This is a genomic window from Pseudomonas sp. C9D1 (genome assembly GCF_056491235.1).
In genome coordinates this window covers 738,484-752,922 of record NZ_JBSZIE010000002.1, presented here as the reverse complement: position 1 = coordinate 752,922, position 14,439 = coordinate 738,484, and the positions used below count along the sequence as shown (strand labels likewise).

The window sequence follows — 14,439 nt, the reverse complement described above, 5'->3', positions numbered from 1 at the left end:
CGCAACGCTGCATTCCTTGCCCCGCAAGGGCTGCATCCCCCTCGCGCACCCGCCGCCCCGGCACCTGGCATGCAACCTGCTTTTGCTCCCTCGGCACTGAGGGGACAGCCCCGCAGGAGCCTCCCGGGCGGTCGCCGATGACCCACCCACCGGGACGGAGGGCCAGGGCAACGACGCCCGCGCGGCCCTTCCGCACACCACACGAACACCAGGCAAAGGCGCCTGGAGCCGCTAGACGGTTCCAGGCGTTTTTTTTTGCGTTTTTTTCCGCACGCCCCGGCAGCGGCTTCGACAGAGGAAGGCACATGAACGCCATCGTCACCCCGATCAAAAGCGAGATCCTGGTCGTCATCGGCAACGGCATGGTCGGTCACCACTGCGTGGAACAGTTGATCGAACGCGGTGCGCTGGCGCGCTACCAGGTGCACGTCTACGGCGAGGAGCGCCAACGCGCCTACGACCGCGTGCACCTCTCCGAATACTTCGCCGGCAAGGATGCCGAAGCCCTGGCCCTGGGCGACGCCGGCCTCTATGCCCGCTACGGCGTGCACCTGCACCTGGGCGAGGCGGTGCTGGAGATCGACCGCGAGCGCCGCGAGGTGGTCACCGCGACGGGCCGCCAGCCCTACGACCGCCTGGTGCTGGCCACCGGCTCCTACCCCTTCGTGCCGCCGATCCCCGGAGCCGAGGGCCGCTCGCGCCTGGTCTACCGCACCCTGGACGACCTGGACGGCATCCGCGAGGCCGCCGCCAGCGCCCGCCGTGGCGTGGTGGTGGGTGGCGGCCTGCTGGGCCTGGAGGCTGCCAACGCGCTGAAGTCCCTGGGCCTGGAGGCCCACGTGGTGGAGTTCGCCCCCCGGCTGATGCCCGTGCAGCTGGATGCCGACGGCGGCGCCGCCCTGCGCGCCCGCATCGAAGCCCTGGGCGTGGGCGTGCACCTGTCGCGCGCCACCCAGGAGATCGTCGTCGGCGAGGAATACGCCTACCGCATGCAGTTCAATGACGGCGAATTCCTCGAAACCGACCTGATCGTCTTCTCTGCCGGCATCCGCCCCCAGGATGCCCTCGGCCGCGCCGCCGGCCTGGAGGTGGCGCCGCGCGGCGGCGTGGTGATCGACAACGACTGCCGCACCAGCGACCCGGCGATCTTCGCCATCGGCGAGTGCGCCTCCTGGAACGGCAGCGTCTTCGGCCTGGTCGCCCCCGGCTACAACATGGCGCGCAATCTCGCCGCGCTGCTGGCCGGCCAGCCCCACGAGCCCTTCACCGGCGCCGACATGTCCACCAAGCTCAAGCTGCTGGGGGTGGACGTGGGCTCCATCGGCGATGCCCACGCCGCCACCCCCGGCGCGCGCAGCTACCGCTTCATCGACGAAACCAGCGCCAGCTACCGGCGCCTGGTGGTGTCCGCCGATGGCCAGCACGTGCTGGGCGCGGTATTGGTGGGCGACAACAGCTACTACGACACCCTGCTGCAATACGCCCAGAACGGCATCAAGCTGCCGGCGGAGCCCTCGGGCCTGATCCTGCCCCTCGGCGACGCCGCGCCGACCCTGGGCGCCGACGCCCTGCCGGCCAGCGCGACCATCTGCTCGTGCCACAACGTCAGCAAGGGCGCGGTGTGCTGCGCGGTGGACGCCGGCTGCACCGACCTCGGCGAACTCAAGGCGCAGACCAAGGCCGCGACCGGCTGCGGCGGTTGCAGCGCCCTGCTCAAGCAGGTGTTCGAGCACGAGCTGAGCGCCCGGGGCGTGGCCGTGGACAAGAGCCTGTGCGAACACTTCGCCCACACCCGCCAGGAGCTCTACGCACTGGTGCGGGTGGGGGGCATCCAGACCTTCGAGGAACTGCTGGCCCGCCACGGCCGTGGCCACACCGGCTGCGACACCTGCAAGCCGGCGGTGGGCTCGATCCTCGCGTCCTGCTGGAACCAGTCCATCACCGACCCGGCACTGGTGCCGCTGCAGGACACCAACGACACCTTCATGGCCAACATGCAGAAGAACGGCACCTACTCCATCGTGCCGCGCATCGCCGGGGGCGAGATCACCCCGGACAAGCTCATCGTCCTCGGCCAGGTGGCGAAGAAGTACGACCTCTACACCAAGATCACCGGCGGCCAGCGCATCGACCTGTTCGGCGCCCAGCTGCACGAGCTGCCGGCTATCTGGGGCGAGCTGATCGCCGCCGGCTTCGAGACCGGCCACGCCTACGGCAAGTCCCTGCGCACGGTGAAGTCCTGCGTCGGCAGCACCTGGTGCCGCTACGGCGTGCAGGACAGCGTAGCCATGGCCCTGCACCTGGAGAACCGCTACAAGGGCCTGCGCTCGCCGCACAAGATCAAGTTCGCCGTCTCCGGCTGCACCCGCGAATGCGCCGAGGCACAGAGCAAGGACATCGGCGTGATCGCCACCGAGAAGGGCTGGAACCTCTACATCTGCGGCAACGGCGGCATGCGCCCGCGCCACGCCGAGCTGTTCGCCACCGACCTTGATGACGAGGGCCTGGTGCGCGCCATCGACCGCGTGCTGATGTTCTACGTGCGCACCGCCGACAAGCTGCAGCGCACCTCGGTGTGGCGCGAGAGCCTGGAAGGCGGGCTGGACTACCTCAAGGCGGTGATCCTCGACGACAGCCTCGGCCTGGGCGCCGAGCTGGAAGCGCAGATGCAGCTGGTGGTGGACCGCTACGAATGCGAATGGGCCAACGCCCTGAAGGACCCGGAGAAGCTCAAGCGCTTCCGCACCTTCGTCAACGACCGGCGCGGCGACCCGGACATCCACTTCGTCCAGGAACGCGGCCAGCGCCGGCCGCTCAGCGCACGCGAACTCCACTTGATCCCCGTCACAGAGGAGGCACTCTGATGAGCCCATCCAACGCCCTGCAACTCGACACCTCCACCGCCACCCAGTGGCGCCCGCTGTGCAGCCGCCACGACCTGGTGGCCAACTCCGGCGTGGTCGCCTGGCTCGATGGCGAGCAGGTCGCCCTCTTCCACCTGCCCCAGGCGGACGGCGAGCGCGTCTTCGCCCTCGACAACCGCGACCCGAAATCCGGCGCCAACGTCATCGGCCGCGGCATCGTCGGCCAGCTCAAGGGCGACCTGGTGATCGCCTCGCCGCTGTACAAGCAGCACTTCCGCCTGGAAGACGGCAGCTGCCTGGAATACCCCGAACAACGCCTGCGCACCTGGCCGGTACGGGTCAACGGCGATGCGGTGGAAGTGGCGGTAGACGCGTTGTAGGGGCGAGTTCATTCGCCCAGGGCGTGGGTCGGGTGAAACCCGGCAATCACAGCACCGCGCCACACGCGGGTTGCACCCGCCCTACGGGGCCACTCCTTGCCTCGACCTATCGTCGTGGGAATTCATTCACGAAATGGGTGAAGGCCGCTGCGTTGGAGGGACACCGCTGGTGGAGGTAAAGAGCGACCTCCACCCTACTGTGGTGAGGCTTTCGGGCGCGTGCATATCCGGTGCGGGTAGGGTGGATGACGCTCTTTTCATCCACCAGGCGGGGTCGATTGAAGCCCCGGGCTGAAGCCCGGGCTACGAGCCATCCACCGGCACGGATCGGCCGCAGGTCGACGGTGGTTTTCTAGCCCTCCAGCGCCGCGAAATAGCGGGCCGGCGGCATGCCCAGGGCCTTCTTGAACATGGTGATGAAGGCGCTCACCGATTCGTAGCCCAGCTCCCCCGAGACCCATTGCACCGAGGCGCCGCCGGCCAGCAGGCGCAGGGCGATCAGCAGGTGCAGTTGCTGGCGCCAGCGGCCGAAGCTGAGGCCGGTTTCCTTCAGCACCAGGCGCGCCAGGCTGCGTTCGCTCATGGCCACCCGCGCGGCCCATTGCGCCAGGGTGCCGCGGTCGGCCGGGTCGTCGGCCAGGGCCTGGGCGATCAGGCGGATGCGCGGGTCGTCGGAGATCGGCAGCAGGTGCCGCTCGCGGGGCATGCGCGCCAGTTCGGCGAGGAGGAAGCGCACCAGGTGGTCGGTGGCGCTGCCGGGCGGGTAGTCCCAGGGCAGCTCGGCCAGGTGGCGGATGCCTTCGCGCAGCAGCGGGGTGATGCTCAGGGTGCAGCACTCGTCCGGCAGCTCGGCGCAGCCGGGTTCGACGAAGAGGAACCAGATGTGCGCGTTGGCCGTGGCGCGGTTGCTGTGGGGCGTGCCGCCAGGCAGCCAGATGGCGCATTGCGGCGGCACCATCAACATGGCGTTGGGCACCTCGCAGGTGAGGCCGCCGCGCAGGGCGATGATCAGCTGGCCCTTGCGGTGGCTGTGCATGGGCGCTTCGCTGCGGCTGTCGGAGGTGTCCACCTTCATCGCCACGGCGGGGCTGTGGGAGAGGTCCGGGTCGATGCGCAGGGCGCGTTCCAGTGACATGGCGAATTCTGGCCGGATTTGAAAATAGATCGGCAATATATCCAGATTCAGCCGGCTGGAGTAGGCCGTAACGTAGCGGCTTTCCCTTCGTTGGCCCTGTCCATGAACACCCGCACCTTCACCGCTTCGGTCGCGCGCCCCGCGCTGCTGATCCTCGGCATCCTGCTGATCGCCGCCAACCTGCGTGCCCCCGTGACCGGCGTGGCCCCGTTGCTGGGGCTGATCCAGCCGGAGTTCGGCCTGTCCAACGCCGAGGCCGGCATCCTCACCACGCTGCCGCTGCTGGCCTTCGCCCTGATCTCGCCGTTCTCCGCCATGCTGGCGCGGGAATATGGCCTGGAGCCCACCCTGTTCGGCGCGCTGATCCTCATCGCCGGCGGCATCGTGCTGCGTTCGCTGGGCTCGGTCTGGTGCCTGTACCTGGGCACCTGGGTGATCGGCTCCGGCATCGCCGTGGGCAACGTGCTGCTGCCTAGCCTGCTCAAGCGCGACTTCCCCAACAACATCGCCAGCCTCACCGGTGCCTACGCGGTGACCATGGGCGTCGCGGCGGCCCTGGCCTCCATGGTCGCGGTGCCCCTGGCCGAGGGCGCGGAGCACGGTTGGCGCCTGGCGCTGGGCGCGGTGATCGTCCTGCCGCTGCTGGCGATGACGGTCTGGAGCCCGCAGCTCGCCCAGCACAGCGCGCCGGCCCAGGGCACGCCCGGGCCGCTGCATGGCGGGCCCATCTGGCGTTCCGCGCTGGCCTGGCAGATCACCCTGTTCATGGGCATCAACTCCTTCCTCTACTACGTGCTGGTGGGCTGGCTGCCGTCGATCATGGCCAACGCCGGCTATTCCCCGGCCGAGGCGGGCACCGCCCATGGCCTGCTGCAACTGGCTTCGGCGCTGCCGGGGCTGGTGTTGGCGCCGCTGGTCAACCGCATGAAGGACCAGCGCCTCATCGCCCTGGCCATGGCCCTGCTGGCCGCCGTCGGGCTGCTCGGCCTGATGCTGGCGCCGGGCTGGTCGATCCTCTGGGCCATGCTCTTCGGCGCCGGTGCGGGGGCGGTGATCATCCTCGGCCTGACCTTCATCAGCCTGCGCGCCGGCAACCCCCAGCAGGCCGCCGCGCTCTCCGGCATGGTGCAGTGCGTGGGCTACCTGTTGGCCGCCTTCGGCCCACCGCTGATGGGCCGCCTGCACGACGCTGCCGGCGGCTGGGGCCTGGCGCTGGCCCTGTGCCTGGCGCTGTCCCTGGCCATGGCGGTGGCCGGGCTGCTGGCGGGCCGGGCGCGGCAGATCGGCTAGGGCAGGGCGGTCGCCGCCGGTTTTTCCTTCCGCTGTGCAGCAGCCCGGTGCGGCGCCGGGCGTCGCGCGCTAGGATGACGCTCCCCGAGAGACGGACCTTTCCCATGCGCTTCAAGACACTCATCGGCACCTGCCTGGCACTCCTCATCAGCGGCCCGGTAGCGGCGGCCCAGACGGTCGACCCCAACAGCGTGCGCCTCAACGACCGCGTGCACGAGCAACTGCCGGCGCCACTGCTGGCGCGCATCCGTGCGGTGACGCAGGTGTTCGAGCCCATCGACGGCATCAGCTACGAGCGGGCGGTGGACCTCTACAAGCGCGACGCCGACCCCGAGGCCAACTTGGTCATCTTCGAGGAGATGGCGCGGGTCTACCGCCAGTTCTGCGCCAGCCGCTGCAGCACGCCGGAGGAACGCATGGACGTCTACCGGCTGGTGCTGCTGCGCTCGATGTACAGCTCCGAGGAGACCCTGCGCCAGGCGCAGCTCGACGTGCTATCGAAGGCGGAGGCGAAGGCCATTGTCGATGCCTATCGGCTCCGCGCTATCCCTATCACCGTAGAGAAACGCTAACCAGCTCGCTGTTTACTCCACCGGCTCACAGGGCAACCCCACGTAGTTCTCGGCGATGCTGGTGCGTCCGGCCTCGGAGCCGACGAAGTAGTCCAGCTCGGCCTGCTGCATGCGCCGGCTGAAGGCGTCGGTGTCGGGGAAGCGGTGCAGCATCGAGGTCATCCACCAGGAGAAGCGTTCGGCCTTCCAGATGCGTTTCAGGCAGATCTCCGAGTAGCGCGCGGTGAGTGCGTGGCGGCCTTCGCGGTACACCGCCAGGAGGATGCGGTGGAGGGTGCTGACGTCGCTGGCGGCGAGGTTCAGGCCCTTGGCACCGGTGGGCGGGACGATGTGCGCGGCATCGCCCACCAGGAACAGCCGGCCGTGCTGCATGGGCTCGACCACGAAGCTGCGCAGGGGCGCGATGCTCTTCTCGATGGACGGCCCGGTGACCAGGCTCGCGGCCGTCTCGGCGGGCAGGCGGCGCTTGAGTTCCTCCCAGAAACGCGCGTCGGGCCAGTCCTCCACCCGTTCATCCATGCCCACCTGCACGTAGTAACGGGTGCGGGTCGGCGAGCGCATGCTGCACAGGGCGAAGCCGCGTTCGTGGGCGGCGTAGATCAGCTCCTCGGCCACCGGCGGGGTGTCGGCCAGCACGCCGAGCCAGCCGAAGGGGTAGACCCGTTCGAACGCCTTGAGCACCCCGGCGGGGATGGACTGGCGCGCTACGCCGTGGAAGCCGTCGCAGCCGGCGATGTAGTCGCAGTCCAGGCGGTGCACCTCGCCCCCGTGGATGAAGGTGACGTGGGGGCTGTCGCCTTGCAGGTCGTGCAGGGCGACGTCGGTGGCGCTGTAAAAGGTCGGTGCGCCGCAGGCCTGGCGGGCCTCCATCAGGTCGCGGGTGACTTCGGTCTGGCCGTAGATCATCACCGTGCGGCCGCCGGTGAGGCCCTTGAGGTCGATGCGTTCGCGGCGGCCGTCGAAGGCCAGTTCGAAGCCGTCGTGGACCAGCCCTTCGCGGTCCATGCGCGCGCCGACGCTGGCTTCGCGCAGCAGCTCGACCATGCCCTGTTCGAGCACGCCGGCACGGATGCGGCCGAGCACGTGGTCGGCGGACTGGCGTTCGAGGATGACGTTGTCGATACCGGCCTTGTGCAGCAGTTGGCCGAGCAGGAGGCCGGAGGGGCCGGCGCCGATGATGGCGATGCGAGTCTTCATTGTTGTTGTCCTCATGGGGCCTCGGTCGACACGCCGCCGGGCCCGCTTGTTGTTGTGTGCCCCTGTATTTTTGGTGGATGGCGGGTGCCTTTGAAGGCACTATCCAGTTGGTTTCATGGACTTTCCGAGGGTGTCATGCCGCAGCATTCCCCGGTCCCGGTGTTCCGTCTCTACGGCGAGACCGATGCCTGGCCGACGCCGGACCTGATCCATTGCGAGTCGATTCCCGCGCGCAGTGCCCTGCACGACTGGGACATCCGCCCCCACCGCCATGGCGAGCTGGTGCAACTGCTCTACGTGCAGGGCGGCACCGCGGAGCTGGAAGTGGAGGGCGTGGTCAGCCGCGTGGAGGTGGCCGCGTTGCAGGTGGTGCCGGCGCTGTGCGTGCACGGCTTCCGCTTCTCGGAAGACATCCGTGGCTATGTGCTGAGCCTGGCGCTGCCGCTGGTGGAGCAGCTCGGCGCGGCCCTCGACGAGCCGCCGCTGGCCCGCGCCGCCTGCTACCCGGTGGCGGGGCAGAAGCGCTACCTGGATGCGCTGTTCGAATCCCTGGCCCAGGAATACGCCGAGCAGGCACCGGGGCGCGAGCTGATGCTGCAATCGCTGATCAGCGCGCTGCTGGTGTGGGTGGGGCGCCGCTCCCTGGCGCTGTCCCGCGCCGAGGCGCCGGTGCAGGACCGTGGCCGCGAACACCTGCAGGGCTTCACCCGCCTGCTCGAAGCCCATTACCGCGAGCACCGCCCCATCGACTGGTACGCCGCCACCCTCGGCATCAGCGCCGCCCACCTCAACGCCCTGTGCCGGCGCCTGGCTGGGCAATCGGCGTTGCAGATGATTAGTGCCCGCCTGCTGCTGGAGGCCAAGCGCTGCCTGGTCTACACGGCCATGACCATCAACCAGGTCTCCGACAGCCTGGGCTTCTCCGAACCGGCCTACTTCTCGCGCTTCTTCAAGCGCGGCACCGGGCAATCGCCCAAGGCATTCCGCATACGGCGGTAGGGGCGACTTCAGTCGCCAAGCAGGCCGCAGGGCTGCCCTGGCTCCGCGCCCCCGGTGGCACCGCTTGGTGGACGAAAAGAGCGTCGTCCACCCGCATGGGTCGGCGCGGTGGTTTGGGTCGGCACAGCACCGTAGGTTGGCGCCGAGCGCAGCGAGGCCCAACGCAGCGATGTTCGGCCGTGTCGCGTTGGGCTTCGTGCCTCAGCCCAACCTACGAAGAGGTGGGTGTTTCCCGGGCTCGCTGCAGGGCCAGTGCCATGGCCAGGCGTTCGAGCCCGATGCCGAAGCCGGCGCCTTCGGCATAGGCGCCGCCGCCCACCACCTGGCGCTGGTTCTCGAGCACCGGGCAGCGCACTTCGAAGCCCTGGCCACCCAGGTAGTAGGTCAGCCCGCGGCTGGCACGCAGGTCCAGTTCATACGCGAGCCCGAGCGAGTCGAGGAAGCCGATGCAAAGCGCCTGGCTGCGGGCCAGGCCGCGCTCGGGGTCGCCGAGCACCTCGACGCCCAGTTGGGTGAATTCGCGGTAGCGCAGGGCCTGGGGGCGCTCGTAGCGGTAGCAGCGCGCGGCGTAGAAGAAGGTGGCTTCCCGGCGCCCGGCCAGCAGGAGGGCGCTGCGCTCCTGGAACAGCGCGGTGGCTTCGGGGATCAGGCAGCAGGGGCGCCCGGCCTTGTCATCGAAGGCCCACATCTGGCCCATGATCTCGCTGCCGCCGGTCTTCTCGATGAAGGTGTCCTGGCCCCACAGCGCGGGGACTATCGCTTCCTCAGCCCCGGCGTCGATGAAGCCAGCTCCGGAAGCGGCCCTCGATTTCGCGCATGGTTTTGGCTTCTTCGCCGGTGATGATCCGGGTTCCTCGTAGCATGGTCATTTCTGGTTCCTCTCTGGTTTTCTACAGGCATGAAAAAAGGCGCCCTTGGGCGCCTTTGCGTGTCCATCGCAGCCGGTCAGTCGGCTTGCAACGGGCATGAGCAATCACGGCGCCCGGAAGGGGTGCCGTGATGATGGATGCGGTTGCTCGGGAAGCTGTTCATGGCGCGAATCCTGGCATGAGCCATCGTTCGCCGGCAAGGGGGTAGCTTGGAATTGATCGCCGGGTTGCACCCGACCTACAGGCCCCGCGCTTCCATGTGGCAGCCATGTGTAGGGGCGACTTCAGTCGCCAAGCAGTCCGCAGGGCTGCCCTGGCTCCGCGCTCCCCCGGCAGCACCTATTGGTGGACGAAAAGAGCGTCGTCCACCCGCGTCGATTGGCACCCTGTGGTTGGGATGGTGCAGTAGGGCGGGTGAAACCCGCGAGGTCAACTCGCCTGGCTGTGCAGGCCGTCGTCGATTGTCTTGGCCTTGATGCCGAAGCGGCGCTGGAGCTGGGCGCTGCCCTTGGGGGTGATGCGCAGGGCGCGGGAGTCGAGGTGGCGGGTGAGCCAGCCGCGCTTGAGCATCAGCTCCAGCAACAGCGCGCCGAGGGCGCCGGCCAGGTGCGGGGCGCGTTGGCTCCAGTCCATGCAGGGGTAGGCGAGGCGGCGGCGTTGCTGGTGCAGGGCGTCGAGGTCCAGGCCCAGTTCGGTCAGAGCGTCGGCGCCGCTGGCGGTGAGACGGTAGTCGCGGCCATCGGCTTCGATCCAGCCGGAGCCCAGCAGCACGTCGTGCAGTTTCACCGCCAGTTCGCCCGCGCAGTGGTCGTAACAGGTGCGCGCATAGCGCAGGGCGGATGGGGTGGAGGGCTTGAAAGTGGGGCGGGGCAGGTCGGAGACGATCAGCAGCGCCTCCAGCGCCGTGGCCACCCGGGCGTTGGCCAGCCGGTAGTAGCGGTGGCGGCCCTGCACCAGCATCTCCACCAGGCCGCTGTCGCGCAGGCGGGCGAAGTGGCTGCTGGCGGTGGAGGCGCTGATGTCGGCGACGGCGGCCAGCTCGGTGGCAGTGCGCGCGTGGCCGTCGAGAAGGCTGCAGAGCATCCGCGCGCGAGCAGGGTCGGCGATGGCCCCGGCGATGCCGGAGAGCTGGTGGTCGGCGGTCTGTGCATCCATGTTTCGATGGCCCTCGAAGTGTCCCTTTTGCGCCTGAGCATACTGCCATTCACTCACTGGACGGGAATGGAGTGTGCACATGAAAACCTCGGATTTTTTCGGCGCCAGGGTGGTACTGGCGACCTTCGTACTGGCCTTGTTCGGCTGGGGCATCGGCTTCTACGGGCCGCCCATCTACCTCTATGCGGTGATCCAGCGCACCGGCTGGTCGGTGGAGCTGTGCTCGGCGGCGGTGACCCTGCATTTTCTCGCCGGCACCCTGGTGATCGCCAACCTGCCACGGCTTTATGGGCGCTTCGGGATTCCCCGGGTGACTGTCACGGGCACCTTGTCGCTGGTGCTGGGGGTGTTCGGCTGGGCGGTGGCGGTGCAGCCCTGGCAGCTGTTCCTGGCGGCGACCCTGAGCGGCTTGGGCTGGGTGACGCTGGGGGCGGCGGCGGTGAACGCGATCATCTCGCCCTGGTTCGTGGCGAAGCGCCCGGCGGCGTTGGCCATGGCTTATAACGGCGCGAGCCTGGGCGGGGTGGTGTTTTCCTCGGCCTGGGTCTTCCTGATCGCGCGCCTGGGGTTCGCGCCGGCATCGCTACTGGTGGGCGCGCTGGCGTTGCTGGTGATCGGCTTCTGCGCCTGGCGGGTGTTCCGCTTCACGCCGGAACGCCTCGGCCAGCAGCCCGATGGCCTGGACGCGCCGAGCGCTGCTGTCGCCCAGGTCGCCCCGACGCGCACGCTGGCAGGACGCGCGCTATGGACTGACCGGCGCTTCCTCAGCCTGGCGGCGGGCATGGCCCTGGGGTTGTTCGCGCAGATCGGCCTGATCGCCCACCTGTTCCTGCTGCTGGTGCCCCGGCTGGGCGAGCAGCAGGCCGGGCTGGCCATGGGCCTGGCGACCCTGTGCGCGATAGTCGGGCGCACCCTGGTGGGCGCCTGCATCCGCCTCGGCACCAACCGGCGCACGGTGGCTTGCATGAGCTATGGGGTGCAGCTGCTGGGTTGCCTGGCGTTGCTGATGGCCGATGCCCATGTGGCGCTGGTGTGGTTGGGCGTGGCGCTGTTCGGGGTGGGGATCGGCAACGCCACCTCCTTGCCGCCGCTGATCGCCCAGAGCGAGTTCGAGCGTGGCGACGTGCCCCGCGTGGTGGCGTTGATCGTGGCCATGGCCCAGGGCTGCTATGCCTTTGCCCCGGCCATCTTCGGCGTGTTGCTGGCGATGGGCGATGCGGCTGCAGCGTCCAGTGCGTTGTTCATCGGCGCTGGCGCCGTGCAGCTGCTGGCGATCCTGGCGCTGAGCCTGGGCGGTGCCGCGCGGGGTGTGACGGCCGCCGCCCGGCAACAGGCATTGGGGCGCTGAATGGCCTTTGTCAGGCCCGCGCTCCCTGGTGGCACCGATTGGTGGACGAAAAGAGCGTCGTCCACGCTTCGGTCGGCACTGCGGTTTGGGCGGCCGTTTACCAGTGGAAGGAGACCGAGCCCAGCAGGCTGCGTTCTTCGCCCCAGTAGCAGCGCCCGGCGTTGTTGCAGCCGGCGACGTATTCCTTGTCGAGGAGGTTCTTGGCGTTCACCTCGGCGGACCAGTTGTCGTTGATGGTGTAGCCGACGGCGGCGTCCAGCAGGGTCACGTCGCCGGTGTCCAGGCGGCCGTAGAGCGAGGCGGCGGTGTAGGCGAAGGTGCTGTCGAAGTGGCGCACGCCACCGCCGATGCGCAGGCCCTTGAGAGCGCCGTCGAGGAAGCGGTAGCTGGCCCAGGCCGAGGCCTGGTTGCGCGGTACGCCGGTCATCTGGTGGTCTTCGAGCAGCGAGCCCTGGGCGTCCTTGGTGATGCGCGAGTCGGTGTAGGTGTAGGCGGCGGTGAGGTTGATGTTCTCGGTGACGTCGCTGTTGAGTTCCAGCTCCACGCCCTTGGCGCGGCTCTCGCCCACCTGGCGATAGTCGTTGGCGGCGCTGTCGAAGATCACGTCATCGGTCTTGCGCAGGTCGTAGACGGAGGCAGTGAAGGAGGTGTTCCAGCCCTTGGGCTCGTACTTGATGCCGGCCTCGTACTGCTCGGCGGTGGTCGGGTCCAGGGGGCCGGAGCGGCTGGAGGTCTGCTGGGTCGGGGCGAAGGCCGTGGAGTAGCTGACGTAGGGCGAGAGGCCGTTGTCGAACTGGTACATCAGGCCGGCCTGCCAGGTGAAGTCGGTGTCCCAGTAGTCGAGGTCGGCGGCGGCGTTGGTGGTGCCGGGCTTGTTGCGGTACTGGCTGTTGACCCGGTCGAGGCGGCCACCGAGCAGCAGCACCCAGTTGTCGTAGCGGGTCTGCAACTGGCTGTAGGCGGCGTACATCGACTGGTCGAGCTGGGCGTTCTGGATGTGCACCGGGGTGGTCGGGGTGCTGGTCCACACCGGGTTGAAGACGTTGATCAGGCCGCCGGCGCCGGCATCCCAGTTCTGGTTGAACGAGGTGCGGTCGAGGCTGGCGCCGAGCAGCACCGTGTGGTCGAAGTCGCCGCTGGCGAAGTGGCCTTCGAACTGGTTGTCCAGGGAGTAGGCGATGGATTTGTTGGTGCGGTCGTAGGCGGTGTAGGCGAGGGTGGTGCCGAAGCCGCCGGCGTTGAGGTTGCCGGGCCACATCTCGTGGCGGTCGATGCGCGACTGCATGTAGCGCGAGTTCTGGCGGAACTGCCAGGTGTCGTTGAGCTGGTGGGAGAACTCGTAGCCCAGGGTCCAGGTTTCGCGCTCGAACTTGTCCCAGTCGGGGTGGCCGAGCAGGGTGTCCTTGTCGATCTTGCCGTTGGGGTTGCGCAGCAGGGTGCCGGCGGCGGGGTAGCCCAGCTCCATCAGGGTGCGGTCGCGCTGGTAGGTCGACAGCAGCGTCAGCGAGGTGGCGTCGCTGAGGTTGAGGGTCATGGACGGGGCGATGTAGAGGCGATCATCCGGCTGGCCGTCGACCTGGCTGTCGGCGTTGCGGCCCAGCATCACCAGGCGGCCGAGGACGTTGTCGCCTTCGCTCAGCGGGCCGGAGACGTCGATGCCCAACTGGCGGCGGTTGTTGCTGCCGTAGGTGAATTCGACCTCGCCGTGCGGGTTGGCGGTGGGGCGCTTGCTGACCATGTTGACCACGCCACCCGGGGCGTTCTCGCCGTAGAGGATCGAGGTCGGGCCGCGGAACACTTCGACGCGCTCCAGGCCGTAGGGCTCGCTGCTGGTGTCGTAGCGGTTGCCCTGCACGCGCAGGCCGTCGCGGAGCAGGCCGTAGCCCCAGTCGGTGGCGTTGAAGCCACGGACGAAGAACAGGTCGCCGGCCTGGCCGTCACCGGCGGCGAAGGGCGGCGCGAAGATGCCGGGCACATAGCCGAGCACTTCGGTGAGGGTCTGGGACTTCTGGTCTTCCATGCGCTGGCGGGTGACCACGGACACCGAGCGCGGCGTGTCGGCCAGGGCGGTGGCGGTCTTGCCGGCGGTGCTGCTGACTTCGGCGCGGTAGCCACGGTCGGCCTGGCCCGGGCCGCTGGCGAGGCCGGCGCCGACGATGGAGGTCGGGTCCAGTTGCATCACGCCGTCCTGGAGGGCCGGCTGCAGGACGTAGCCGCCGTTGCCCTGGTCGATGGCGCGCAGGCCGCTGTCCTGCAGCAGCAGGGCGAGGCCCTGGGCGACGCTGTAGCGGCCGTGCAGGCCGGCGCTGGTCTTGCCGGCGGCCAGGCTGTTGTGGCCGGCGAGGTAGATGCCGGCCTGGCTGCTGAATTCGTTGAGCGAGGCGACCAGGGGGCCCGGGGCGATGTCGTACTGACGCTCGGCGACACCCTGTTGCGCGGTTTCGGCCTGGGCCAGCGAGGCGGGCAGGGCCAGTTGCGCGGCGCCGAGCAGGGTGACCGGGATGGCGAGCGCGAGCGGCCGCAGGGCGAAACGGAGGGTCGGGTTGGCGAGCAAGTGCATGGTGTCCCCTGGAAATGTTCGGTGGCGGATGGCGTTGTTGTCTGGTTGAACCGAACGAGAAATGGAAAAG

The 14,439-nt window shown here is 68.9% G+C and carries 11 protein-coding genes; 6 read left to right on the top strand and 5 right to left on the bottom strand.

The features are described from left to right. Window positions 1-305: 305 nt before the first annotated feature. A complete protein-coding gene (gene nirB / locus ACXI0U_RS11730; protein WP_479550290.1) occupies window positions 306-2,864 on the top strand; it encodes a nitrite reductase large subunit NirB in 2,559 nt (852 codons plus the stop codon). Further along, window positions 2,864-3,244, top strand: coding sequence for a nitrite reductase small subunit NirD (nirD, locus tag ACXI0U_RS11725; RefSeq protein ID WP_021222893.1), 381 nt, complete (start codon window positions 2,864-2,866; stop codon window positions 3,242-3,244). Before nirB ends, nirD begins: the two co-directional genes overlap by 1 nt. A 352-nt stretch (window positions 3,245-3,596) precedes the next feature. Here nirD and ACXI0U_RS11720 read toward each other — a convergent pair whose 3' ends face one another. Beyond that, complete coding sequence (locus ACXI0U_RS11720; protein WP_021222888.1) at window positions 3,597-4,379, bottom strand: AraC family transcriptional regulator; 783 nt, start codon at window positions 4,377-4,379, stop codon at window positions 3,597-3,599. A gap of 102 nt (window positions 4,380-4,481) precedes the next feature. Here ACXI0U_RS11720 and ACXI0U_RS11715 point away from each other — a divergent pair, with 102 nt between their 5' ends. Continuing rightward, window positions 4,482-5,669, top strand: a complete 1,188-nt coding sequence (locus ACXI0U_RS11715; protein WP_431484716.1) for an MFS transporter — start codon at window positions 4,482-4,484, stop codon at window positions 5,667-5,669. 104 nt (window positions 5,670-5,773) lie between these two features. Next, complete coding sequence (locus ACXI0U_RS11710) at window positions 5,774-6,241, top strand: hypothetical protein (protein ID WP_021222886.1); 468 nt, start codon at window positions 5,774-5,776, stop codon at window positions 6,239-6,241. 12 nt (window positions 6,242-6,253) lie between these two features. Here ACXI0U_RS11710 and pobA read toward each other — a convergent pair whose 3' ends face one another. Beyond that, the gene (gene pobA, locus ACXI0U_RS11705; RefSeq protein ID WP_431484715.1) at window positions 6,254-7,438 is read right to left on the bottom strand and encodes a 4-hydroxybenzoate 3-monooxygenase; all 1,185 of its coding nucleotides are present in this window, start codon (window positions 7,436-7,438) and stop codon (window positions 6,254-6,256) included. 135 nt (window positions 7,439-7,573) lie between these two features. Here pobA and ACXI0U_RS11700 point away from each other — a divergent pair, with 135 nt between their 5' ends. Next, window positions 7,574-8,437 (top strand): helix-turn-helix domain-containing protein, encoded by an 864-nt coding sequence (locus ACXI0U_RS11700; RefSeq protein ID WP_431484714.1) that lies wholly within the window; start codon window positions 7,574-7,576, stop codon window positions 8,435-8,437. A 211-nt stretch (window positions 8,438-8,648) separates the two neighbouring features. On the opposite strand, the gene ACXI0U_RS11695 is transcribed toward ACXI0U_RS11700, so the two are convergent. Beyond that, window positions 8,649-9,218 carry an ATP phosphoribosyltransferase regulatory subunit gene (locus ACXI0U_RS11695; protein WP_479551095.1) on the bottom strand — a complete coding sequence of 190 codons (570 nt, stop codon included), beginning with the start codon at window positions 9,216-9,218 and terminating at the stop codon, window positions 8,649-8,651. Window positions 9,219-9,735: 517 nt separating this feature from the next. Beyond that, entirely contained in the window at window positions 9,736-10,461 is a 726-nt protein-coding gene (locus tag ACXI0U_RS11690; RefSeq protein WP_479550289.1) for a metalloregulator ArsR/SmtB family transcription factor, read from the bottom strand. Between the two features lie 79 nt (window positions 10,462-10,540). Between ACXI0U_RS11690 and ACXI0U_RS11685 the strand changes: the two genes are divergently transcribed. Then, window positions 10,541-11,809, top strand: a complete 1,269-nt coding sequence (locus tag ACXI0U_RS11685; RefSeq protein WP_479550288.1) for an MFS transporter — start codon at window positions 10,541-10,543, stop codon at window positions 11,807-11,809. 97 nt (window positions 11,810-11,906) lie between these two features. Here the strand turns inward: ACXI0U_RS11685 and ACXI0U_RS11680 are convergent, their stop codons facing one another. After that, window positions 11,907-14,369, bottom strand: coding sequence for a TonB-dependent siderophore receptor (locus tag ACXI0U_RS11680; RefSeq protein ID WP_479550287.1), 2,463 nt, complete (start codon window positions 14,367-14,369; stop codon window positions 11,907-11,909). Window positions 14,370-14,439 lie beyond the last annotated feature (70 nt).

Coding starts and splice junctions, on each gene's coding strand:
- nirB (WP_479550290.1), top strand. CDS start 306: ATGAACGCCATCGTCACCCCGATCAAAAGCGAGATCCTGGTCGTCATC.
- nirD (WP_021222893.1), top strand. CDS start 2,864: ATGAGCCCATCCAACGCCCTGCAACTCGACACCTCCACCGCCACCCAG.
- ACXI0U_RS11720 (WP_021222888.1), bottom strand. CDS start 4,379: ATGTCACTGGAACGCGCCCTGCGCATCGACCCGGACCTCTCCCACAGC.
- ACXI0U_RS11715 (WP_431484716.1), top strand. CDS start 4,482: ATGAACACCCGCACCTTCACCGCTTCGGTCGCGCGCCCCGCGCTGCTG.
- ACXI0U_RS11710 (WP_021222886.1), top strand. CDS start 5,774: ATGCGCTTCAAGACACTCATCGGCACCTGCCTGGCACTCCTCATCAGC.
- pobA (WP_431484715.1), bottom strand. CDS start 7,438: ATGAAGACTCGCATCGCCATCATCGGCGCCGGCCCCTCCGGCCTCCTG.
- ACXI0U_RS11700 (WP_431484714.1), top strand. CDS start 7,574: ATGCCGCAGCATTCCCCGGTCCCGGTGTTCCGTCTCTACGGCGAGACC.
- ACXI0U_RS11690 (WP_479550289.1), bottom strand. CDS start 10,461: ATGGATGCACAGACCGCCGACCACCAGCTCTCCGGCATCGCCGGGGCC.
- ACXI0U_RS11685 (WP_479550288.1), top strand. CDS start 10,541: ATGAAAACCTCGGATTTTTTCGGCGCCAGGGTGGTACTGGCGACCTTC.
- ACXI0U_RS11680 (WP_479550287.1), bottom strand. CDS start 14,369: ATGCACTTGCTCGCCAACCCGACCCTCCGTTTCGCCCTGCGGCCGCTC.